Source organism: Hominiventricola filiformis (assembly GCF_020686965.1).
In the GTDB taxonomy this organism is placed as follows: Bacteria; Bacillota; Clostridia; order Lachnospirales; family Lachnospiraceae; genus Hominiventricola; species Hominiventricola filiformis.
In genome coordinates this window covers 117,898-138,706 of the sequence record NZ_JAJEPS010000001.1, presented here as the reverse complement: position 1 = coordinate 138,706, position 20,809 = coordinate 117,898, and the positions used below count along the sequence as shown (strand labels likewise).

Annotated in this window: 23 protein-coding genes and 2 pseudogenes; 16 read left to right on the top strand and 9 right to left on the bottom strand. The window is 46.1% G+C overall.

Going from position 1 to position 20,809, the window contains the following annotated elements; genetic code table 11:
• Positions 1-7 precede the first annotated feature (7 nt).
• Genes thiM through LKD36_RS00650 form a run of 5 tightly spaced genes read left to right on the top strand, consistent with a single transcriptional unit; the run spans position 8 to position 3,016 of the window.
• Positions 8-832 carry a hydroxyethylthiazole kinase gene (gene thiM / locus LKD36_RS00670; protein ID WP_118769087.1) on the top strand — a complete coding sequence of 275 codons (825 nt, stop codon included), beginning with the start codon at positions 8-10 and terminating at the stop codon, positions 830-832.
• Positions 819-1,478 carry a thiamine phosphate synthase gene (thiE, locus tag LKD36_RS00665; RefSeq protein ID WP_118769088.1) on the top strand — a complete coding sequence of 220 codons (660 nt, stop codon included), beginning with the start codon at positions 819-821 and terminating at the stop codon, positions 1,476-1,478. The genes thiM and thiE overlap by 14 nt, the downstream gene beginning before the upstream one ends.
• Positions 1,471-2,121: an HAD family hydrolase gene (locus tag LKD36_RS00660; RefSeq protein ID WP_308458267.1), complete on the top strand. Its 651-nt coding sequence runs from the start codon at positions 1,471-1,473 to the stop codon at positions 2,119-2,121. Before thiE ends, LKD36_RS00660 begins: the two co-directional genes overlap by 8 nt.
• Before the next feature lie 15 nt (positions 2,122-2,136).
• The gene (locus tag LKD36_RS00655; RefSeq protein WP_118769090.1) at positions 2,137-2,439 is read left to right on the top strand and encodes a thiamine-binding protein; all 303 of its coding nucleotides are present in this window, start codon (positions 2,137-2,139) and stop codon (positions 2,437-2,439) included.
• Between the two features lie 10 nt (positions 2,440-2,449).
• Positions 2,450-3,016 carry a carbonic anhydrase gene (locus LKD36_RS00650; RefSeq protein ID WP_118769091.1) on the top strand — a complete coding sequence of 189 codons (567 nt, stop codon included), beginning with the start codon at positions 2,450-2,452 and terminating at the stop codon, positions 3,014-3,016.
• Positions 3,017-3,053: 37 nt separating this feature from the next.
• On the opposite strand, the gene bioA is transcribed toward LKD36_RS00650, so the two are convergent.
• From bioA to LKD36_RS00625, 5 genes are all read right to left on the bottom strand, one after another.
• A complete protein-coding gene (bioA, locus tag LKD36_RS00645; protein ID WP_308458266.1) occupies positions 3,054-4,241 on the bottom strand; it encodes an adenosylmethionine--8-amino-7-oxononanoate transaminase in 1,188 nt (395 codons plus the stop codon).
• Positions 4,242-4,934, bottom strand: a complete 693-nt coding sequence (gene bioD, locus LKD36_RS00640) for a dethiobiotin synthase (protein WP_308458265.1) — start codon at positions 4,932-4,934, stop codon at positions 4,242-4,244.
• A gap of 4 nt (positions 4,935-4,938) precedes the next feature.
• Entirely contained in the window at positions 4,939-5,922 is a 984-nt protein-coding gene (gene bioB, locus LKD36_RS00635) for a biotin synthase BioB (protein ID WP_118769094.1), read from the bottom strand.
• A 26-nt stretch (positions 5,923-5,948) separates the two neighbouring features.
• Positions 5,949-6,524, bottom strand: a complete 576-nt coding sequence (locus tag LKD36_RS00630) for a biotin transporter BioY (protein WP_308458264.1) — start codon at positions 6,522-6,524, stop codon at positions 5,949-5,951.
• Between the two features lie 91 nt (positions 6,525-6,615).
• Positions 6,616-7,107, bottom strand: coding sequence for a GNAT family N-acetyltransferase (locus LKD36_RS00625; protein ID WP_118769096.1), 492 nt, complete (start codon positions 7,105-7,107; stop codon positions 6,616-6,618).
• Positions 7,108-7,278: 171 nt separating this feature from the next.
• On the opposite strand from LKD36_RS00625, the gene LKD36_RS00620 reads away from it, so the two are divergent.
• From LKD36_RS00620 to LKD36_RS00600, 5 genes and pseudogenes are all read left to right on the top strand, one after another.
• Positions 7,279-8,628: an MATE family efflux transporter gene (locus LKD36_RS00620; protein WP_308458263.1), complete on the top strand. Its 1,350-nt coding sequence runs from the start codon at positions 7,279-7,281 to the stop codon at positions 8,626-8,628.
• Positions 8,621-9,448 (top strand): MerR family transcriptional regulator, encoded by an 828-nt coding sequence (locus tag LKD36_RS00615; RefSeq protein WP_308458262.1) that lies wholly within the window; start codon positions 8,621-8,623, stop codon positions 9,446-9,448. Before LKD36_RS00620 ends, LKD36_RS00615 begins: the two co-directional genes overlap by 8 nt.
• Before the next feature lie 190 nt (positions 9,449-9,638).
• Positions 9,639-9,812 (top strand): annotated as a pseudogene (locus LKD36_RS00610) (MBL fold metallo-hydrolase); the annotation flags it as partial.
• Positions 9,813-9,873: 61 nt separating this feature from the next.
• Positions 9,874-10,017, top strand: coding sequence for a hypothetical protein (locus LKD36_RS00605; protein WP_308458261.1), 144 nt, complete (start codon positions 9,874-9,876; stop codon positions 10,015-10,017).
• A gap of 128 nt (positions 10,018-10,145) precedes the next feature.
• The gene (locus LKD36_RS00600; RefSeq protein WP_308458260.1) at positions 10,146-10,802 is read left to right on the top strand and encodes a GntR family transcriptional regulator; all 657 of its coding nucleotides are present in this window, start codon (positions 10,146-10,148) and stop codon (positions 10,800-10,802) included.
• A gap of 49 nt (positions 10,803-10,851) precedes the next feature.
• On the opposite strand, the gene LKD36_RS00595 is transcribed toward LKD36_RS00600, so the two are convergent.
• On the bottom strand, positions 10,852-11,010 hold the full coding sequence (locus LKD36_RS00595; RefSeq protein WP_408610901.1) for a transposase: 159 nt from the start codon (positions 11,008-11,010) through the stop codon (positions 10,852-10,854).
• Positions 11,011-11,173: 163 nt separating this feature from the next.
• Here LKD36_RS00595 and LKD36_RS00590 point away from each other — a divergent pair, with 163 nt between their 5' ends.
• From LKD36_RS00590 to LKD36_RS00575, 4 genes are all read left to right on the top strand, one after another.
• On the top strand, positions 11,174-12,181 hold the full coding sequence (locus LKD36_RS00590; protein ID WP_308458259.1) for an aldo/keto reductase: 1,008 nt from the start codon (positions 11,174-11,176) through the stop codon (positions 12,179-12,181).
• Between the two features lie 181 nt (positions 12,182-12,362).
• Positions 12,363-13,445 (top strand): C4-dicarboxylate TRAP transporter substrate-binding protein, encoded by a 1,083-nt coding sequence (locus tag LKD36_RS00585; RefSeq protein WP_308458258.1) that lies wholly within the window; start codon positions 12,363-12,365, stop codon positions 13,443-13,445.
• A 75-nt stretch (positions 13,446-13,520) separates the two neighbouring features.
• Complete coding sequence (locus tag LKD36_RS00580; RefSeq protein ID WP_308458257.1) at positions 13,521-14,009, top strand: TRAP transporter small permease; 489 nt, start codon at positions 13,521-13,523, stop codon at positions 14,007-14,009.
• Positions 14,010-14,028: 19 nt separating this feature from the next.
• Positions 14,029-15,306 (top strand): TRAP transporter large permease, encoded by a 1,278-nt coding sequence (locus LKD36_RS00575; protein WP_308458256.1) that lies wholly within the window; start codon positions 14,029-14,031, stop codon positions 15,304-15,306.
• 178 nt (positions 15,307-15,484) lie between these two features.
• On the opposite strand, the pseudogene LKD36_RS17535 reads toward LKD36_RS00575, so the two are convergent.
• Positions 15,485-15,666: pseudogene (locus LKD36_RS17535) on the bottom strand (ISNCY family transposase); the annotation flags it as partial.
• Positions 15,667-15,912: 246 nt separating this feature from the next.
• Here LKD36_RS17535 and LKD36_RS00565 point away from each other — a divergent pair.
• A complete protein-coding gene (locus LKD36_RS00565) occupies positions 15,913-16,815 on the top strand; it encodes a dihydrodipicolinate synthase family protein (RefSeq protein ID WP_308458255.1) in 903 nt (300 codons plus the stop codon).
• Positions 16,816-16,859: 44 nt separating this feature from the next.
• The gene (locus LKD36_RS00560; protein ID WP_308458254.1) at positions 16,860-17,588 is read left to right on the top strand and encodes an RraA family protein; all 729 of its coding nucleotides are present in this window, start codon (positions 16,860-16,862) and stop codon (positions 17,586-17,588) included.
• 49 nt (positions 17,589-17,637) lie between these two features.
• Here LKD36_RS00560 and LKD36_RS00555 read toward each other — a convergent pair whose 3' ends face one another.
• Both LKD36_RS00555 and hcp read right to left on the bottom strand, forming a co-directional pair.
• A complete protein-coding gene (locus tag LKD36_RS00555) occupies positions 17,638-18,519 on the bottom strand; it encodes an RpnC/YadD family protein (protein ID WP_308458253.1) in 882 nt (293 codons plus the stop codon).
• 654 nt (positions 18,520-19,173) lie between these two features.
• Positions 19,174-20,769: a hydroxylamine reductase gene (gene hcp / locus LKD36_RS00550; RefSeq protein WP_308458252.1), complete on the bottom strand. Its 1,596-nt coding sequence runs from the start codon at positions 20,767-20,769 to the stop codon at positions 19,174-19,176.
• Positions 20,770-20,809: the final 40 nt, after the last annotated feature.

The window sequence follows — 20,809 nt, the reverse complement described above, 5'->3', positions numbered from 1 at the left end:
ACGTTTTATGAACAAGTATGCAGAGGCATTACATCTGGTGCGGGAAAAGGAACCGCTGGTGCAGTGCATTACCAATTTTGTGACGGTCAATGACTGTGCAAATATCATTTTGGCAGCAGGCGGCTCTCCGTCTATGGCGCATGACGTCCGGGAGGCGGCAGAGGCAGCCAGAAATGCCCGGGCACTGGTCTGCAATATGGGAGCCATTGAAGATGCCCCGTCCATGATTCTGGCCGGAAAAGAGATGAACAAGCTTGGTCGTCCGGTTGTTCTGGATCCGGTAGCAGCAGGCGGAACGAGCCTTCGAAGAGAAGTGGCAGCAGAATTGTTAAAAGAAGTGAAGTTCAGCTCCATTCGTGGAAATGCGTCAGAGATCCGTTATCTGGCAGGACAGCAGACCGCCGGAAGTGGTGTGGATGTAAGCGCGCTTGATAAGATTACGGAAGAGAATCTCAAAGAAGCAGCAGAGATGGTGCGGGCACTTGCGGAACGCACGGGAAGTGTCATTGCTGTTTCAGGAAAGCTGGATCTGGTATCCGATGGGAAAGAAACGGCAGTCCTCAGAAATGGATGTGCAACTATGGCGCGGATTACGGGCAGCGGCTGTATGCTGACTTCCATGATCGGCGCATTTTGTGGAGCCATGCCGGAAGACTGCTTTACGGCAACAGTGGCAGCCATGAGCGTGATGGGAATCAGCGGAGAGGTGGCAGAGGCACGCCGTATCAAAAACGGAACAGGCAATGCTACATTCCGGACAGATTTGATTGATGCTGTATTTAATATGACAGAAGAACAATTGGTGGAGGGAATGCAATATGAAATACTCTAAAGAAGAGATCCGGAAATCCATGCTGCTTTATGCAGTAACCGACCGGATGTGGTTAAAGGAAGGCGAAAAACTGACAGATGTATGCAAAAATGTGCTGGAGCATGGGGCAACATTTCTGCAGATCCGGGAGAAAGACCTGGATGAGGGAACCTTTGAGCAGGAAGCAGAGGAACTGAAAGGCCTGTGTGCCCAGTATCATGTGCCTTTTGTGGTAAATGACAGCGTGGAGATTGCCATCGACATTGATGCAGACGGCGTCCATGTGGGCCAGTCCGATATTAAGGGAAGAGATATCCGTGCCATGATTGGTCCGGATAAAATTCTGGGAATTTCCGCCGGAACCGTAGAAGAAGCACAGGCTGCAGAAAAAGCAGGTGCAGACTATATTGGTGTCGGTGCTGTGTTTGGAACCAGCACCAAGAAAAATGCAAGAAATCTTTCCAAAGAAAAGTTAAAAGAGATCAGCAGCTCTGTATCCATTCCGGTGGTAGCCATCGGAGGCATTAACGCTTCCAATGTGGAAGAACTCTCTGGATGCGGCGTGGATGGAGTCGCTGTGGTATCTGCCATTTTTGCAGCGGAGGATCCGGGAGCAGCTACAGAGCATCTGAAAACACTGGCAGCAGAGATGGTGAGCCATGAATAAACCATATGCGATTTTTGATATGGACGGAACCCTGGTAGATTCCATGGGATTCTGGAAGCGTCTGGCTTTTGAATATCTGGAAAGCCATGGGGTGAAAAAAGTGTCAGCAGAGATTCTGGAACGTATCAAGGCTATGACGATGACAGAGTCAGCAGCACTTTTTATCAGCGAATATGGTCTTTTGGGAACACCGGAGAGCGTGGCAGCGGATATGAATACCATGATGGATGAACATTACCGGAATGATATCCCGCTGAAATCAGGAGTAAAGGAATATTTAACAAAATTAAAGTCAGCGGGAGTCCGTATGTGCGTGGCATCTGCCACAGCAGAACCGCTCATGAAAGCCTGTCTGGAGCGTCTTGATGTTCTTGCTGATTTTGAATTTCTGCTCTCCTGCGAGACTGTAGGGGCAGGAAAGAAGCAGCCGGATGTCTATCTGGAATCCATAAGCCGGATGGGTGCAAAAGCGGCAGAGACGGCTGTTTATGAAGATGCCATCTATGCGGCAGAGACGGCAAAACGGGCAGGATTTTATGTGGCAGGTGTTCAGGATGAGAGTAACACAGACTGCTGGGAGAAGATGAAACGGCTGGCAGATGAAGTGATAGAAGACTGGAAGTCTGCGGCAGCGGATTTGTAAAAGGAGAAGAAAGATATGACAAGTGTAGCAATTCAGGTACTGCCATCGGCAGAAAATGATCAGGAGCTTTGCAGAATCGTAGATGAGGTAATTGCTTATATTGCAGGCACTGGTCTTCGCTATGAAGTGGGTCCCTTTGAAACCACCATCGAGGGAGATGATTATGACCAGTTGATGGATATTGTCAAGGAATGCCAGCACGTGGCAGTCCGTGCAGGGGCGAAGAAGGTGTCCGCTTACGTAAAAGTGGTATATCGCCCGGAGGGTGAAATCCTTTCTATTGACCAGAAGATCGGCAAATATAAGAAAAACAAATAGGGTTTGAAGTATGCATGCATTTATTATGACCGCCGACAAGGCGCTGAAGAAATTAAAAGAGGGAAATGCAAAATATCTGAATGCGGAGACCAGCCGGGGAAATATTTCCCGTATGCTCCGGAAATATACGTATGAGAATGGACAGCATCCTTATGCGATCATCATTACCTGTTCGGATTCCCGTGTGATTCCGGAGAGTATTTTTTCGGCAGGCCTGGGAGATCTCTTTGTGATTCGTGTGGCGGGAAATGTGATCGATGACCATCAGCTGGGAAGCATTGAGTATGCGGCGGATCATCTGGGAAGCCCGCTTATCGTAGTGCTTGGACATACGTTCTGCGGTGCGGTAGATGCGGCCATCAACCATGACCCGCAGGGATATATCAAATACATTACCGATGAGATTAAGCTGGCCATCGGGGATGAGACGGATGATTTCAAAGCCTGCTGTCTCAATGTGCAGCGCAGTATCGATATGATTGAACACAGTCTGGAGATCCATCAGATTGAGGAAGAAGGACTGCGGGTCGTAGGGGCCGTCTATCATATCGAGGATGGAAGGGTAGAATTCATCTGACAGGAGAAGGGGTACGACATAAAAATGGTTCCGGAGATTATCTCCGGAACCATTTTTTCATGACGTCATAAATCTGTATTAGTTCATCTTCTTTGATGATATAAGGCATCATCGTGTACATACAGGTCAGGAACGGACGGCTGAAGACCCCGTGTTCATAGGCGAACTGCTGGAATCCGTCCAGAGTGGCAGGATCGTAGACATCCACACAGGTGCAGCCACCCATGATGCGGATCTCACGGATTCTGGGATCGGTAAATCCGTCCATTTCCCGGTGGGAGATCTCCGTGATCCGGTGGATTTTGCTCATGTAATCTTCCCGCTCAAAGATCTCAATGCCTTTTAAGGCGACTGCGCAGGCAAGAGGATTTCCCATAAAGGTGGGTCCGTGCATCAGTGCTTTCCGGTCGTCATCACTGTAAAATGCTTCAAAGACTTTATGGTTGGCAACTGTTACGGCATGACCGATATAACCGCCGGTCAGTGCTTTGCCTAAGACCAGAATGTCCGGAAGTACCTCGTCAGCCACAAAACGATAGCCGGTGCGGCCGAATCCGGTGGCTACCTCGTCAAAAATCAGCAGTACATCATATTCCGTACAGAGCTCTCTGGCACGTTTCAGGAATGCAAGATCATACATCCGCATACCTCCTGCACCTTGCAGAAGAGGTTCCACGATAAAGGAATTCAGCTGATCGTGGTAACGGGCAAAGGCTTCTTCCAGAGCCGCGATCTCAGTGGGAATATGGATGACGCCTTCTTTTTTATCAAAAGCGAAATGATAGTCTTCATCATCACCGACTTCCATGGCTTTAAATGTATCTCCATGGTAAGCATGGGTAAGAGCCAGTACCAGCGGGCGTTTCCGGCCCTGATTGGTATTGTACTGAAGTGCCATTTTCAGGGAAACTTCTACAGCTACACTGCCGGAATCAGAGAAGAAGCAGTAGTCAAGATCACCGGGGAGGAAGCTTTCCAGTTTATCAGAGAGCTTCTGTACCGGATCATGGGTCAGACCCCCCAGCATGACATGGCAGAAGTGATCAGCCTGTTCTTTGATGGCGGCAGTCAATTCCGGATGTTTGTAACCGTGGATCATGCACCACCAGGAAGAAACAGAATCAATGAGCTTCTGATCCTCTGTATAGAGATAGACTCCGTCTGCATCCACGATTTTGTAAGGTTCCCGCATGGTTTTCATTTGTTCATAAGGATACCAGATCATTTATTTCACCTCGTCATAAAGCGCACAGAGTGCGTCGATATTCATATCAAGTTCCGTGTCACCGTCCTGCACCTTTGCCAGTGTCGGCAGTCCTGTCATATGTTCGCACATGAAAATATTGTCGTCCTCCATCACATCGCCCGGATGGTAATGATTGAAAATAATTCCTTTCAGCGGCAATCCGTGGGTTTTCATGTATTCTGCGGTCAGTACTACGCTGTTGATGGTGCCAAGTCCGGCATCTGCTATGAGAATACTGGAAAGATGGAGCTCTTTCACCACATCTTCCAACTGAATTCTAGCCTCGTCAAAGCAGATGGGGCAGAGAATGCCACCGCTTCCTTCTACCGTTACATAGTCGTAGACTGCTGCTACATCTGCAAATCCATGCGTTACTACATCCATCACCACCGGATTTCCCTCCAGGCGGGATGCCAGGTGCGGAGAATAAGCATGCTCATAGACATAGGGACACATGGAAGTAAGAGACTGATCGATGCCGCTCATGGTCTGAACTGCCAGGGCGTCTCCCGGGATTAAGGTACCGTCAGGACGTCTGTCATTACCGCTCATGGCTGCTTTATAATAGGCAGGATTTTTTTGGGCTTCCTGAAGCTTTTTCACAATCAGACCGGTAATATACGTTTTCCCGGTATCTGTGCCGGTACCGGTGACAAAAAGTGCTTTGCTCATGGCATTATGCCTCCTTCCAGTAGTCCGGAGTTACATCACGGCCCAGATCTGTCAGCATCTGACGGTCGCTCCGGATCGTGGCACAGGCAACCGTGGTCAGCATATTTCCGGTAATAGTAGCAGATGCTCCAGCCTGAAAGGCTTTTTCTCCATCGTTGGTCAGAAGTGCACGTCCGGCAGCCAGACGAATATTGGCGTCCGGATTGATGTAGCGGAAGAAAGCAATGGTTCTCAGGATATCTTCTTCGGAAAGTTCCTTAAGATGTTCGAGAGGTGTCCCAGGAATGGGCATCAGAGCATTGATGGGAATGGAATCAATTCCCAGTTCAGCCAGACTGACAGCCATGTCGAGACGGTCTTCCCAAGTCTCGCCCATGCCGATGATACCTCCGGAACAGGCACACATGCCTTCTGCTTTTACTTTTTTCAGAGTCTCAATTTTCATGTCATAGGTATGGGTAGTGCAGATATTCGGGAAATTTCTCCGGGAGGTCTCGATGTTATGGTGATAGCTGGTCACGCCTGCTTCGTGGAGACGGTGCAGCTGTTCAGCAGAGAGAAATCCCATGGAAGCACAAAGGTCAATCTTACATTCCCGGTGCATGGTCTCATATGCGTGGATGGCTTTATCAAATTCTTTTCCAGTCAGTGCTTTTCCGGCGGTGACAATGGAGAAGCGGTTCACACCTTCAGATTCATTGAGTTTGCAGAGCTCCACGATTTTTTCTTCCGGCAGAAAATCGTAGATTTCACAGTTGGTATGATGATGTGCGGACTGGGCACAGTATTTACAGTCTTCCGGGCAGCGTCCGCTTCGTCCGTTGATGATGGAACAAAGATCCACCTTATCACCGATGCGCGCTTCGCGGATCTGGTCTGCTCCTTTACATAGATCGTCAAGATCGCAGGTAAGGAAGAAGGAAAGATCATCTTCTCTGGTCAGTCTTCTCCCGTCAATAATTTCTTTTGCAAGTGCAAGTACATCCATGTTGTGTCTCCTCGTAGATTCAGGTTTTATAATTTTGCAGTTGTTTTTGCCGGGTACAGAACGTGAAGGCCGATGACCGGACGTACCCGTTTGGCAATGACAGCTCCTAAGATACTTAAAGCGATATCTCCCGGTACGGCCAGCAGGAAGCAATAGAGAAACAGCGGCCATACACCGATTGGAGTGTTGATCACATAATTACAGATAATGTAGTAATATATCATGCCGAAAGCATAGACTACCATCAGTCCGGCAAGATTTGCGAAAAGATAACGAAGGATCGTCTTTTTCTTCATATGCTCAGCAATCCATCCGGTAACGAAGGTACCGACTACAAAGCCGATGATATAACCGAAGCTTGGTTTCAATACATACCAGAGTCCGCCGCCTTCAGTAAAGATAGGAAGTCCTGCAAGACCAAGCACCATGTAAGCGAAAACCGACAGGGAACCAAGGCGTGCGCCTAGGAGCAGTCCGGCCAGCATGGTAAAGAGATATTGTAACGTAAAGGGAACCACCGGGACAGGAATTTTAATAAAAGCGCCCACGGCAATGAGTGCGGTAAAGAGTCCGCAGTAGATAATAGATTTTGTTTTTGTCATTTGTAAACCTCCGTAATCACTATGGTTCACAATTATAAAAGGAGGAAAACAAATTGTCAACTAAAAATAATTATGAGGTTAACAAATGAACTTATAACTCGTGGTAGTAAGGACAGATGTCCTCATAATGACCGTCTTTCATCCGGAAGCCACCGGGAATCACGCCCAGCTGGATAAAGCCAAGACGTTCATAGAGATGTCTCGCGTGAATATTGCTGGCAACAACAGCATTAAACTGCAGGATGCGGAAGCCATGGAGTTTTCCCTGAATAAGACAGTCGGAGACCAGTTTCTCTCCGATATGAAGTCCCCTTGCCTGGGAGCTGACTGCATAGCTGGCATTGCAGATATGACCGCACCGGCCGATATTATTAGGATGAAGAATGTAAAGTCCCAGAACATTTCCAGTGTCCGTATCCTCTGCTACAGCAGTGTATGTCTGCTCAGCAAAAAATGCTTTGCCGGTTTCCGCATTCAGAAAATCTTCCTGGGGGAAGGCAACGCCGTCCTCTACGACCTCGTTCCAGATCTGATTCATGGAAGGAAGATCTGCGTCCTGATAGGGTCTGATGATAATATTCATGATGGTATCCCTCCGAATTGTAGGTGATAGTTCCGTGCAGCACCAAAACTATAGTCGTATTATAAAACCACGAAAAAAATTTGCCAAGTGCTTGCTGAAAGAAAAGATTGACCTTACAATAGTTATAAGGTTTAGAATGAAGGCAGTTCAGGAAAAGGAGTTACGAAAGAAATGGAAAAGAATCTGACTTCAGGAAGTGTATTTCAGAATATTGTATGGTTCTCCCTGCCGTATCTGTTGTCGTATTTTCTGCAAACACTGTATGGCATGGCGGATCTTTTTATTATCGGGCAGTTCGAGGGCGTAGCCGGAACGACGGCAGTCTCCATCGGAAGCCAGGTCATGCATATGATTACGGTCATGATCGTAGGCCTTGCCATGGGATCGACGGTGAGCATTGCTCAGGCAGTAGGAGCAAATAATAAAAAGCAGGCGTCCCTGTCGGTGGGAAATACGGTCACATTGTTTATGGGATTATCTGTGGTGCTGTCAGCAGTGCTGCTTTTATTTGTGCGTCCCATTGTGACAGTCATGTCCACACCGGAGGAGGCAGTGAGCGGAACAGTTCTCTACCTGACTATCTGCTTCTTGGGAATTCCGTTTATCACAGCCTATAACATCATTAGTTCTATCTTTCGGGGACTGGGGGATTCCAGAAGTCCCATGTACTTTATCGCAGCAGCCTGTGTGGCAAATATTGTACTGGATTATCTTTTTATCGGTTATTTTCATCTGGGGCCGGCAGGTGCGGCCCTGGGTACCACGCTTGCCCAGGCAATCAGTGTGGTGATTGCCCTGATAACCATCTTGAAACAGAGATCCGGCATTACCCTTGGAAAAAGTGATTTCCGGCCAAGAAGGCCGGTTATGGGACAGCTTCTGCAGATCGGTATTCCAGTGGCACTGCAGGACGGATTTATCCAGATTGCGTTCATTGTTATCACCATTATCGCCAACCGGCGTGGATTAAGCGCGGCGGCTGCGGTAGGAATTGTGGAAAAAATGATCAGTTTCCTGTTCCTGGTACCATCTTCCATGCTGTCCACCGTATCGGCGCTTTGCGCCCAGAATATTGGTGCAGGCAAAGAGGACAGGGCAAGAGAGACCCTTCGCTATGCTATCATGATTGCGGCAGGATTTGGTATTCTGGTATCCATTCTTATTCAGTTCATCGCAGAACCGGCAGTGGGGCTCTTTACTACAGATGCCACGGTTCGGATGATGGGTGGACAGTATATCCGGGGGTATATTTTTGACTGTATTTTTGCGGGCATTCATTTCAGCTTCAGCGGATATTTCTGTGCCTGCGGGCGGTCAGAATTTTCCTTCCTCCACAATATCATTGCCATCCTGCTGGTGAGAATTCCCGGTGTGTATCTGACGTCAAAGCTATTCCCGACTACATTGCTGCCAATGGGAATAGCCACAGCCTGTGGGTCACTGCTGTCGGTAGGTATTTGTGTGATCGTTTATTTGTGGCTTCGGGAACATGGTGTTGAAAGGAAAAAGAGTCATGGATGATAAGAAATTATTCCGGATCAGCGATGTAGCAAAGATGTTCCGTGTGAGCACGGGAACGCTCCGCCATTATGAGAAAGCGGGATTATTATGCCCGGAACATACAGATCAGGAGACCGGGTATCGCTATTATAGTGTACGGCAATTTGAGGTGCTGAACACAATCCGGTATTTGCGGGCACTTGATCTGCCTCTTGATGAAATTGCGGAATTTCTTCATAATCGGGATATTGAAGTCATCGAGGAAAAACTGGAACGGCAGAAAGAACTCATTGCCCGGAAAAAAAAGGAACTGGAGATTATCGAGCGAAAGATTGATCACCGGATTTGGCAGATCCAGGATGCCAGCCAGTCGGAGCTCGATGTGATCCGGAAAATTAAGATTCCGGGATGCCGCATGGTGCGGATGCAGGATTCTCTGTGTCCCAAATCCTATCTTGATCTGGAATTTTCAATTCGACAGCTGCAGAAAGACCAACTGGAGACAAGTGTATTTTTGGGAAAAGTGGGAATTGGAATCATTCTGGAACATCTTCTGGAAGGAAAACTTGATACCTACGATCTGGTATTTCTAATTTTAGATGAGGAAGACAGTTATCAGGGGACAACAGAAGAACTGCAGGAGCAGATGTATGTGAGCATCCGTTTCTGCGGAGGACACACAGAAGCGCCTGATTATTACCGGAAAATTCTCACTTACATCAGGGCAGAACATCTGACGATCACAGGTTTTTCTCAGGAAATCACCATGATAGATGATGGCATCACCAGCAATCCTGAGAAGTTTGTGACGGAGATCCGGATTCCGGTAGATGAAAAGTAAAATTGCACAAAAATTACAAAATAAAACCGTGAATTCTGTCGGATTGACAATTCGCGGTTTTGTTGGTATCATCTGATATATCAGATATCAAAAAACAGACGACTATCTGAAAGGAGGGACAGGGAAGCAATGAAAATTACGGCACCTATGTGGAGACGGGCCGGCATAAAATTTTTTTGATTCCGGTCAGAGCGATGCATTTGTAAAAAATGCGGAAACTTTGGGGATTCGTCTGGACGATATTGATACGGCGGTTCTGTCCCACGGACACTTTGATCATTCCGGCGGTCTGAAAGAATTTATGGAAATCAATCAGAAAGCAGAGATTTACATGCAGAGAGGGGGTATTTATTTCACACTATAATCTATTTGGAAAATATATCGGTGTGGATCCGTTGTTGTAGCAGAGCTCACATATCCACTATGTGGATGACAGCCTAGAGATTGATGAAGAGCTGAAGTTGGAGGCCGATCACTGTACTGGGCTTTCCCAGTACCAGTATCTGAAAGAAAAGATGGGAGACAGGCTTTGCTATCTGGGATCCGGACATACGATCATGATTTCATAATGTGAAATATTTTATAGTGAAAATCAACAAAAAAATAGTGAAATATGACGGATTGACAAAAATGAAGAACTGGAATTATGTTAAGATCATCAGATCTGATATATCAGATTCCAAACATGTGAGGAAAAATGAAAGAAATGAATATTGTGGAAGCCGTTCCGATTCGCGATCAGGTGGCAGACATCCTTAGAAAACGAATTATCAGTGGAGATCTAGCAAATGGAGAAAGGCTCAGTGAACGACAAATAAGTGCAGAACTGAACATCAGCACAACGCCAGTAAAGGAAGCATTTCGGCTGCTGCAGGCAGAAGGGTTAATCTACACCCTGCCAAGAAAAGGTTCTTTCGTTTCTGCCAATGCATCAGAGCATGCCTATCAGGTAATGTTACTTCGAAGTTCTATTGACGGAGTGGCTGCATACCTGGCTGCCAAGAGGATTAATGAAGAACTTTATAATGCCATAGAAGATCCGCTTATGAAAGCAGAGAAATTGATTAATAAAGGTGCAGATGACGGTGAGGCAATCAGTCAGTACAATGATCAGTTCCATATGGCCATCCGGGAAGCATCCGGAAATGAGCAGGTCATTGCCATGGGAAATAATTTATCTTCTATCGACAAATCATTGCGAAGACTGATCAATCGAGATTCAACGTTGATGAAATCAAGGCACAGTGAGCATAAGCAGATCCTCGAATGTATCAGACGGGGAAGCTGTGAAGAAGCAGAAATGGCTATGGTACACCATATCCGAAAGGCAAATATGCCGCTTTTAAATAAGTGATTTATGGGGAGCAGATATCTCCCTATAAAAATTTTCAATATCTGATATATCAGATATCAAGTTCTGCTGAAACGTCAAATTTGGAAACATTTGGAACAACATCAAAACCGCAAAAATCACGTAGTTCCTGAAAGTATATCAAAAATATGATCAGGAGAGTATCAGTCGGGATTGAAAAAATGCGTTGGATAAGAAGAGCTTTTAGCATTGGATAAAACAGGTGTTTGCGAGGCCTTACGGTACGGGCATAAAATGATTCACAAAAGAAACAGGAACAATTATTTTGTTTTAACAAAAAATGCCGTATCTACATGGCTTTTGGTGTTTCGCAAACGCCTATACATCTTATGATATGAAAGGAGATTTATTTGATGGAATATGTTAATTTAGGAAAAACCGGATTGAAAGTTTCTCGTATTGCGATGGGGGGACATGAGTATCTCCAAGATGGACGCAGCCGTGGCTTTAACGAGGATCGTGAAAAGAGTTTGACCCCTGGTGCGTTGTTCGATGGATTTGGCGGTGAGAACCGTAAAGCAGTGCTGAAAACCGCCTATGAAAACGGTATTAATTTCTTTGAAGTAACTCAGGATTCGGAAAAAGAAGCGCTGGGGCGTAATCTGCGGGAGTGCCCACCGCCTTATGAAGTCTACATCCAGACTCGCCCCGAGCGAATGGCTTATAGTTATGATAAATATAACCTTGGAATGGCCGATCTGAACAAGTTGCGCACTGAGGTTCAGCGAATCCTCAAGCTTATGCAGATTGAACGACTTGATTTTCTCAACTGTCCGCCGATGAAATGGGCGTTTGATCACGACCCAGACTACCTTGATAAACTGGGCTACAACCTCGACCAACTCAAGAAGGAAGGCTTGCTGCGCTATGCGGCAGCTGACACTTTCTCAGGGGAGGAAATTTACCGTAAGATGATTGAATCAGGTGTTTTTGATGTCATCTATGTTAATTTTAACTTTGGTGACCACACTCCAATGGAAACCCTCAAGCTTGCGAAGGAGAAGGGTATGGGGGTAGTTACCCGCGAGGTTTACATGAAAGGTGACCTGTTCAAAATGGCAAAACAGGCTGGTATTGAAGATACTGTGTCGCTCGCGGAAGCGGCTATGCGTTGGCAGCTAACTTGTGCACCGGTAGATATGGTGGTCTATGGTACCGGTAAGGTGCGCAATCTTCAAACGGCCTGCAGAGCACTGGAAAAACCGTTTAGTGCACAGGACGAGGCTTTGCTTGAAAAAATCCGCGGCACCGAAATGTTTAAGGTCTATGAGGAACGACGCCGAGATGAATTTGCGGGTAAGCTGGCCCGGATGGATCTGTTATTTATCGATGATTCCCAGCGGACTTATACCACTATCTAAGCTAAATCTTAATTTCCATAGATAAAAGCGTGTATTCAGATGAATTTTATCCAAAGGGGTATACTGCCCGCAAGTTTACCATAAACCTTGAGGCGATATTTCATTAAAAATGCCGTATTTACACGGCTTTTGGCGTTTTGCAAACGCCTACAACAAATTAAAACAAAAAGGAGAATGAAAGATGAACAAATTTGTAAGTGTGATCCTCGGAGGAACGCTGGCACTTTCGCTGGTAGCTTGTGGCGGAAACGCTACGTCCTCATCGTCCACGGAATCGGCTTCGCCGGCTACCAGCACGGCTGAATCCTCCAGTACAGCTGAGACTCAGTATGAAGAAGGTAAATATGAATTGCTGTTTAATATGCCATGTCCGGATACCGAACCGTATTTTCGTGCTTACTCTGCATGGGCAGAGAATGTTAATAAGCGCACCCATGGTGAGGTAAAGATTGAGCTATACACCAGTTCTCAACTGGGGGTTGAAGAGGATATCATTGAACAGATCCGTGCGGGTGCAAACGTTGGACAGAGTACCGATACCGCCCGCCTTGCAAACTATGTGCCCGAGATCGGTGTGCTCAACTGCCCGTATTTTTTGGAGGACGCAGACGAGATCAACAAGTTTATTCAAACCGATATGGCAAAGGGCTGGGTTGACCAGTTGGCAACTGATTTTGGCATCCGCCCGTTGGCGATGAACTTCGTTTACGGTAAGCGTCATTTTATGACAAATGACAAGGTAATTAAAACCCCGGCTGACCTGAACGGTATGTTGATGCGTACTCCGGGTGCACCAGTCTGGGTCGAGTCGATCAGCGCGCTTGGTGCAACTCCAACCGCACTGGCTCGTTCAGAAATTTATTCAGCAGTTCAGACTAAGGTGATCGATGGCTTGGATGAATTGTACATCTCCTATTATAGCGAGCAGCTATACGAGGTGCTGAACACGGTTAACGAAACCGGAGATATCCTGCTGGTAAATATTCCGGTTGTTTCTAGCCAATGGTTTAACAGTCTGCCAGAAGAGTATCAGGCGATTGTGGAAGAAGAGGCGGTTGCTGCTGGAAAGATGGCTTCAGATGAGATTGCCAATGTCGAGGAGCCACGCATCCGCGAGGAACTCAAGGCGAAGGGCATCACTATTGTCCCACCGGAGGAGATTGATATTGAAGCTTTCAAGGCTGCAGGCGACAAGGCATACGAGGCGCTGGGGTTGGTCGAAGTACGTGCAGAAGCTTACAAGCAGTTGGGTAAAACTGAGTAACAACATTTTTTGGCGGCGCCGGACACGTGCCGACGCCGCCAATTAGACAATTAAAAAATCAGGAAAGGAAAAATCATGAAATCAGTCATTCGAATCATTACAAAAATTGAAGAGACAGTTGCCCGGATTGGAATTCTTGGTTTTATGCTTACCATTTTCATGGGTGCTGTGACCCGTGCTTTGGGGCATCCGCTGAACTGGACCGCAGATATTGCGCTGTTCCTTTTTGCTTGGACAGTGTTTATCTGCGGGGATATCGCCTTTCGCAACGGTAGACTGGTGAACGTTGACCTGCTGATTGTGTGTTTCCCGCTTAAGGTACAGAAGGTCATCGCGGCGGTTGTATATACGATCATCTGCGCTTTTTTGGCATATGTGCTATATCAAGGCATTGTCATTTGCCCCACTACCATCCACCGTGCTTTCAATGGGATGAAGGGGTTCAGCTATATTTGGGTTGCGTTAAGCATCCCGGTTTGTTTCTCTTTGTTGCTGTTTTCAGCAATCACTCGGTTTGTTAACCTGATGCGCAGTAACGAAAAGAATGTAATCTCCAAAATGTGAAAAAGGGGGGAAGAAAAAGATGGTATTGGTTTTTATTGTTTTTCTATGCCTGCTAGTCTTAGGTGTCCCGGTTGCTTTTTCGATTGGGGCAGCAGGGGTGCTATTCTTTTTACAGCACAGTAATTTACCAGCTACTATTGTGGCGCAGTTGCCCATTTCTCAGACTCAGACGGTGGCAATGTTGGCTATTCCGCTGTTCATTTTAGCGGGCAATCTGATGAATGCAGGTGGTGTGACTTCACGGCTTGTGGAGCTTGCAACCTTGCTTACCGGGCATATGCGCGCGGGGTTGGCACAGGTGAGTGTGGTGCTCAGCACGCTGATGGGCGGTATTTCGGGCTCGGCGACTGCCGACGCAGCGATGGAGGCTCGGCTGCTGGGGCCAGATATGCTTAAGAGGGGCTATTCTAAAGGCTTTACAGCCAATGCGCTTACATTCCCTTCGCTTATTACAGCGACTATTCCGCCGGGAGTAGGGTTAATTTTGTTTGGAACCACAGGCGGTGTCTCAATTGGACAACTGTTTGCGTCTGGTTTAACGGTTGGAATTATCATGATGGTTATTATGATGGTTACCGTTAACCTGGTGGCGCGCCATCACGGTTATCTGCCTGAACGGGAACACGCTGCCCATCCAATCGAGATTCTGCATTCGCTCAAGGAAACCATATGGGCACTGATGTTCCCGCTGTTGATGCTGTTTGGCATTCGCCTAGGATTCTTCACTGCGTCAGAGGTCGGTTCATTTGCCTGCGTCTACGCGATTGTTATAGGACTGTTTGTCTATAAGGAGCTGACTTGGGAACGGTTTTTGGGGGCACTGGATGACACAGCTAAGGACATGGGTGCAATTATGTTGATTATTTCAATGAGCGGCCTATTTGGATATGGCATTCCTATTGATAAAGTCCCTCAAACAGTCACCTCGCTGATGATGAATGTTACCTCCAATGGCCACTTGATTCTTTGTCTTATTATTATCTTACTGCTGTTCTTGGGAATGTTTATGGAGGGGGCAACTACGATCATCCTGCTCACCCCGATCCTGATCCCACTGGTAGAATCGGTCGGTATTGATCCAGTTCATCTGGGTGTGCTGATGTGTATGATGACCACCCTTGCGGTTAATACTCCGCCAGTTGGTATTTCAATGTACACAGTAAACACGATTCTAGATGTCCCTCTTAAAGATTATTGCAAGGAAATGGTTCCGTTCCTCATCGCTACAATGCTTATGGTACTGACATTGGCTTTTACTCCTGAAGTAATTATGTTCCTTCCCGAACTTTTTTTCTAACCATCCCTTTATTATGGATGAAAAACGGACGGCAATTGCTGTCCGTCTTCTGCTTATATGCGGTAAGAATCCTGCAACGCAAGATTCTTAGAATGGAAAACAGGTGATATAAAATTTAGGTATAACAAAAAGACTTCCCAGCTAAACTGCGAAGAAAATATCATATAGAAATGAATGATTATGTAATTAAGGGTTTCAAACTTCGAATGTATTGATGCTGGTAGATTTTGTCAGCAACAAATACAGTGACAAGTTGAGTGACTTCGCAAGCAGCAAGTCTACATGAAGATTTTTTTCATTCTGTTTTTTTATGTTTGCAATAAAAATGATTGATTTTTCAACATTTACACGGATTTGAAAGAAACTGACATTTGTCGTTAGCGAATTTATTTTGGCAATTTTCAAAAACTTTTGCCAAAGTGAGCTTCTTATATATTATCATATAGGTATATTTCCTTTAGGCAGATGATTATTTAGTTTCTGGTCAACTCTATTTTACCATAAACCTTGAGGAGATATTTTATTTTAACAAAAAATGCCGTATCTATACGTTTTTTGGCGTTTTGCCAATGTCTAACTAAAATATAAAATAAAAGGAGAACAAGTATGAACACAGATTTTATGAAGAGCGGTATTGTAGTACCGATTCTGACCCCGGTAGACAAAGACGAGAAAATTGATGAGACAAAACTTCGTGAGCAGGTAGATTTTGTTATCGACGGCGGAGTAGTCGGTGTACTTGCATTCGGAAGTAACGGCGAGTTCTACATGGTAGAAGAGGATGAGATGGAACGCGCACTGAAGATCATGGTAGATCAGGCAAAGGGACGTGTGCCGGTATTCATGGGAATCGGTGGCATTGCTACAAAAAAATGCATCCGCATCGCCAAGATGGCAAAAGAAGTCGGAGCAGACGCCATCAGCGTTCTGCAGCCGATGTTTATCAAACCAACCGAAGAAGAGCTGTACGAACACTTCAAAGCAATTGCTGATGCAGTACCGGATATGCCGATGCTCCTCTACAATAATCCAGGAAGAGCCGGATATACATTGAGCAGTAATCTGGTATATCGTCTGGCTCATGAAGTAGAGAATATAGTTGGCATGAAGGATTCTTCCGGGGATATGACTCAGACCGAAGAGTTCATCCGCAGAAACAGTGACTGTGGTTTCAAAGTATACGGTGGAAAAGATACCCTGATCTTTGGCGCTATGTGCCACGGAGCAGCAGGTTGTGTAGCTACCACTGCTAACTTTGTACCGGATCTGGTATGCTCCATTATCACCAAATATAATGAAGGTGATTTCGAAGGCTCCAGAGAGGCGCAGTATAAGTTAAATCCGTTAAGACTTCTCATGGACAAGACCAGCTGGCCGGTAGCAACCAAGGATATGGCAAATATTGTTGGAAGAAATGTCGGAGATCCGTATCGTCCGAATAAATCTACAACAGGTCCGAAATATGATGATATGAAAGAGGAACTGGTAAAATTGGGATACGTGAAATAAGAAAAATCCAGTAAATTATGAATATCAGGACAGGGGACTGACATATGACAAAGGAAGAAATACGTAATTATTGCGATAGACTGACACAGTTTGATACGCCGACTATTTCCAATGCACTGGAATGTTTCTCAGATTTCAAAAGAGGCACGGGGTTCATGGATTACACCATCAAACCAGTGGTATCCTGCACAACTACATATGTTGGTCCTGTTGCAACTGCAAAGATCGCTACAGAGTTTCCGGCAACACCGGAAGAACAGGCAAAAATGATGCCCTATTACCAGCATGTAAAAGATATGGGACCCGGCTGTATTGTAGTACAGCAGGATATGGATCTCAAACCGGTAGGATCTTTTTGGGGAGAAGTAAACGCCACGCAGCATCTGGCTCTGGGCTGCCAGGGAGTTGTGACAAGCGGTGGTGTACGTGACCTGAAAGAAGTATCCGGACTTGGATTCGGATATTTTGCAAAGGAAGTAGTGGTGAGCCATGCACACACTCACGTAGTCGACTTCGCCTGCAAGGTAACGGTAGGCGGTCTGGAACTGGAACCGGGTGATATCATCGCATGTGACATTCACGGAATTATCCGTATCCCGGTAGAATATCTGCCGGATATGGAAAGAGCCTGCAGAAATATCGCATTGGCGGAACTTCCGGTGCTAGAGCCCTGCAGACGCGCCATCATGAATGGTGAAACCGTAGAGATCGAAGATCTCAAAAAATGGCGCGAGGGAATGGCTAAAGCCAGAGAAAATTCTAAAATCAGATAAAGAGCACACAAAGCAGAGCAGCCGGTTTCGAAAGAAATCGGCTGTTCTGTCATCTGGAGAGCCAGTGTTCACGTGCAGCCTGCAGTTCGTCAGAGGTACATTCCGTGAGCCGGAGAATATCCTCATCAGAAAGACCAAGCTTGAGAGCATTGATAATAAATTCCTGTGTTTTCTGTTTAGCACCTTTTTGAATCCCCTGTTCAATACCCCAGTCAACTAACATTTGTCCCAATTGCGTCATATGTATTTCCTCCTTCAGTTTATTCAGTTCTGCTGGTTCTAAAAATTTATCTGCCATAAGATAGAGTACCGCTTCCATGTGAGACCGGTCCTCATTCGGAATATGAGAAGCGCTGTGGATAATGTGGAAGGATTCTGTTACTCGGTCTTTGAGACTCATTTTTCCACCCATTAACAGGCAGAGTGTTAATGGAACAAGATCTGTTTTTGTGAGTTCTTTCTTTGCTTTCAATTTTCGCTGCAGCCTGCGGATGAGTCGATCAGCACTATGCCGCTTCATAATAATGGGAGCAACCTTATAAGTATTGATGCCCTCTGAGAAAGAGGTCATAGGATTTTTAATATTGCCGGAAAACAGGACATAAGTGGTGATAGGAACTTTATGTTGATAGCTGGTCAGTGCTTCATAGGTACGAAATCGTTTTAAACCGGCAAGCCCTTCGTTTTTACTCTGAAATTCAAAATGTTTCCAGCTTCCATCTTCCATAATGAGATTAAAATCCTGAAACAGCTTTTTCAGTTCCAGACTGATAAGCTCCGTTGGCGCGATGCCCTTTACTGACCCGGAAATCTGGAAGAAGGGCAGCAGGTCACTTGCAAAAAACTGCCATGCGGTTTTTAATGCAGCATCCTCCTGCTGAGAATAATCGTTTATGTTGTGCGTGGACGGGGAATGAATAGAATCTGACATGACAGCCTCCTAAGTAAAGAAATGTCCCACCGTCTGCATTCATTATAATATGATTCCTAAAATGATACAATAAGCATATTAGAAAAAACATAATAAACAGTGGGGAAACGTATGAAAAGTGATTTACAGAAATGCAATAATAGTATCTGCTGTGTGTATTGATAATAGCATACAATTATTTAAAATGCAACATTGTTGACGCTATATACAAATTGGATTATGACGTTGTGCGGTATAGGATTACAAGATACATGGATGTTTGAAGAAACTGTGCGTGAAAATGTCCATATTTATAATAAGAGTTAACAGAACAGTACGTACTGGGTCTATATCACTTTCGCCCCACTTTAGTTCCTGTTTTCCTCTGACACAACAAGCTTTTTTACCTGAAATGGGTCTGAAATGCAGATTGCTGGCCGCGAGTTCCCCCGTTTTCAAAAAAAGCAGGAACTTTTGTAAGCAAGTTGGGCGCTGAGCCCCACGCCCCGGCTGCGGGCAGAAAAACAAAAGCCCACGCCCCAGCCGCGGGCAGAAAAACAAAAGCCCCACGCCCCGGCCGCGGGCAGAAAAATATGCCTTCCAACCGAAGTTGAAAGGCATAAAAAAGCGGAAATTGACCGCTATCTGGCACATATTTACAGATTTATCCCATTTTTATTTTAACAACTCTTTCAGATCTTCTTCCGGGGTGGTGATCGGTGCGATTCCAAAATTCTCTACCAGGTAATTCAGAACATTGGGAGAGAGAAATGCCGGAAGGGAAGGGCCGAGGCGGATGTTTTTGATCCCTAAGTGGAGCAGGGTGAGCAGGATGCAGACGGCTTTCTGCTCATACCAGGACAGTACCATGGACAGGGGCAGTTCGTTGACATCGCATCCGAAGGCTTCGGAGAGTGCCACAGCTACTTTGATAGCACCGTAGGCATCGTTACACTGGCCCATATCCATGATGCGGGGGAGACCGCCGATGGTTCCAAGATCCAGATCGTTAAAACGATATTTTCCACAGGCCAGGGTAAGGATGATGGTATCATCAGGTGTCTGCTTTACAAAATCCGTATAGTAATTACGTCCCGGGCGGGCACCGTCGCAGCCAGCTACCAGGAAGAAGTGACGGATAGCACCGCTCTTTACGGCATTGATTACCTGATCAGCTACACTGAGCACGGTTCCATGGGAGAATCCGGTCATGACAGTAGAGCCGCCGTTGATTCCGGTAAATGCCTGATCTTCGGTATATCCACCGAGTTCCAGTGCTTTTTCAATCACCGGAGTGAAATCTTTTTCTTCATCAATGTGGACGGTTCCTGGGAAAGCAACTTCTCCGGTGGTGAAGACGCGATCCGCATAGGATGCCTTCGGCGGCATCAGGCAGTTGGTGGTGAAGAGAATCGGTGCCGGGATGGAAGCAAATTCTTTCTGCTGATTCTGCCATGCGGTTCCGAAGTTCCCCTTCAGGTGCGCATATTTTTTCAACTCCGGATAACCATGGGCAGGGAGCATTTCACCGTGCGTATAGATGTTAACTCCTTTTCCTTCTGTCTGCTCAAGCAGCAGCTGCAGATCTTTTAAGTCATGTCCGGTGACAACGATAAATGGTCCTTTTTCCACAGCCAACGGAACTGTGGTGGGAACTGGTGTGCCATAGGATTCGGTATTGGCTTTATCAAGCAGTTCCATGCACAGTAAGTTGTATTTCCCAACTTCCATGACAATGGGAAGGAGCAGCTCCATATCCCAGTCCTCGCCGAGGGCAAACAGCGCTTTACTGAAGAACTGATTTACTTCGGCATTCTCATATCCAAGTACCATGGCATGGTAAGCATAGGCGGCCATTCCGCGAATACCGAATAAAATCAGGGATTTCAGGGAACGGATATCTTCATCAGCCTCCCAGATCCGCATCATATCATAATCATCATTGTGACCGCAGGAAGACATGCAGCTGCCGCAGCCAGGAACCAGTTCTGCTTTTTTTTCATGAACCCGAGCTAGCAGTGCTTTTAATGCATCATCGTCAAAATTCACATTGGTAAGAGTAGCAAAAAGACTTTCAATCATTACCTTTTCAATAGGCTGTCCCTCTGGAAGAGAGCCGTTTGCTGCGTGAGCAAGTCCGATAAGTGCACCTGTCAGCTGATCCTGAATCTGAGCAGTCTGAGCAGATTTTCCACAGACGCCGGCCTTCCCGGTACATCCGCTGCATCCGGCGGTCTGCTCACATTGAAAACAAAACATATTTGTATCCATAAGAAATTCTCCTTTTTTTTGATTTGATGAGTGGAGTATA

Coding starts and splice junctions, on each gene's coding strand:
- LKD36_RS00660 (WP_308458267.1), top strand. CDS start 1,471: ATGAATAAACCATATGCGATTTTTGATATGGACGGAACCCTGGTAGAT.
- LKD36_RS00575 (WP_308458256.1), top strand. CDS start 14,029: ATGGTATTGGTTTTTATTGTTTTTCTATGCCTGCTAGTCTTAGGTGTC.
- LKD36_RS00595 (WP_408610901.1), bottom strand. CDS start 11,010: ATGCTAAAAGCTCTTCTTATCCAACGCATTTTTTCAATCCCGACTGAT.
- LKD36_RS00565 (WP_308458255.1), top strand. CDS start 15,913: ATGAACACAGATTTTATGAAGAGCGGTATTGTAGTACCGATTCTGACC.
- LKD36_RS00555 (WP_308458253.1), bottom strand. CDS start 18,519: ATGTCAGATTCTATTCATTCCCCGTCCACGCACAACATAAACGATTAT.
- LKD36_RS00590 (WP_308458259.1), top strand. CDS start 11,174: ATGGAATATGTTAATTTAGGAAAAACCGGATTGAAAGTTTCTCGTATT.
- bioD (WP_308458265.1), bottom strand. CDS start 4,934: ATGAGCAAAGCACTTTTTGTCACCGGTACCGGCACAGATACCGGGAAA.
- LKD36_RS00580 (WP_308458257.1), top strand. CDS start 13,521: ATGAAATCAGTCATTCGAATCATTACAAAAATTGAAGAGACAGTTGCC.
- LKD36_RS00620 (WP_308458263.1), top strand. CDS start 7,279: ATGGAAAAGAATCTGACTTCAGGAAGTGTATTTCAGAATATTGTATGG.
- bioB (WP_118769094.1), bottom strand. CDS start 5,922: ATGGATGTACTTGCACTTGCAAAAGAAATTATTGACGGGAGAAGACTG.
- LKD36_RS00630 (WP_308458264.1), bottom strand. CDS start 6,524: ATGACAAAAACAAAATCTATTATCTACTGCGGACTCTTTACCGCACTC.
- hcp (WP_308458252.1), bottom strand. CDS start 20,769: ATGGATACAAATATGTTTTGTTTTCAATGTGAGCAGACCGCCGGATGC.
- LKD36_RS00650 (WP_118769091.1), top strand. CDS start 2,450: ATGCATGCATTTATTATGACCGCCGACAAGGCGCTGAAGAAATTAAAA.
- LKD36_RS00600 (WP_308458260.1), top strand. CDS start 10,146: ATGAAAGAAATGAATATTGTGGAAGCCGTTCCGATTCGCGATCAGGTG.
- LKD36_RS00625 (WP_118769096.1), bottom strand. CDS start 7,107: ATGAATATTATCATCAGACCCTATCAGGACGCAGATCTTCCTTCCATG.
- bioA (WP_308458266.1), bottom strand. CDS start 4,241: ATGATCTGGTATCCTTATGAACAAATGAAAACCATGCGGGAACCTTAC.
- LKD36_RS00560 (WP_308458254.1), top strand. CDS start 16,860: ATGACAAAGGAAGAAATACGTAATTATTGCGATAGACTGACACAGTTT.
- LKD36_RS00655 (WP_118769090.1), top strand. CDS start 2,137: ATGACAAGTGTAGCAATTCAGGTACTGCCATCGGCAGAAAATGATCAG.
- thiM (WP_118769087.1), top strand. CDS start 8: ATGAACAAGTATGCAGAGGCATTACATCTGGTGCGGGAAAAGGAACCG.
- LKD36_RS00615 (WP_308458262.1), top strand. CDS start 8,621: ATGGATGATAAGAAATTATTCCGGATCAGCGATGTAGCAAAGATGTTC.
- thiE (WP_118769088.1), top strand. CDS start 819: ATGAAATACTCTAAAGAAGAGATCCGGAAATCCATGCTGCTTTATGCA.
- LKD36_RS00585 (WP_308458258.1), top strand. CDS start 12,363: ATGAACAAATTTGTAAGTGTGATCCTCGGAGGAACGCTGGCACTTTCG.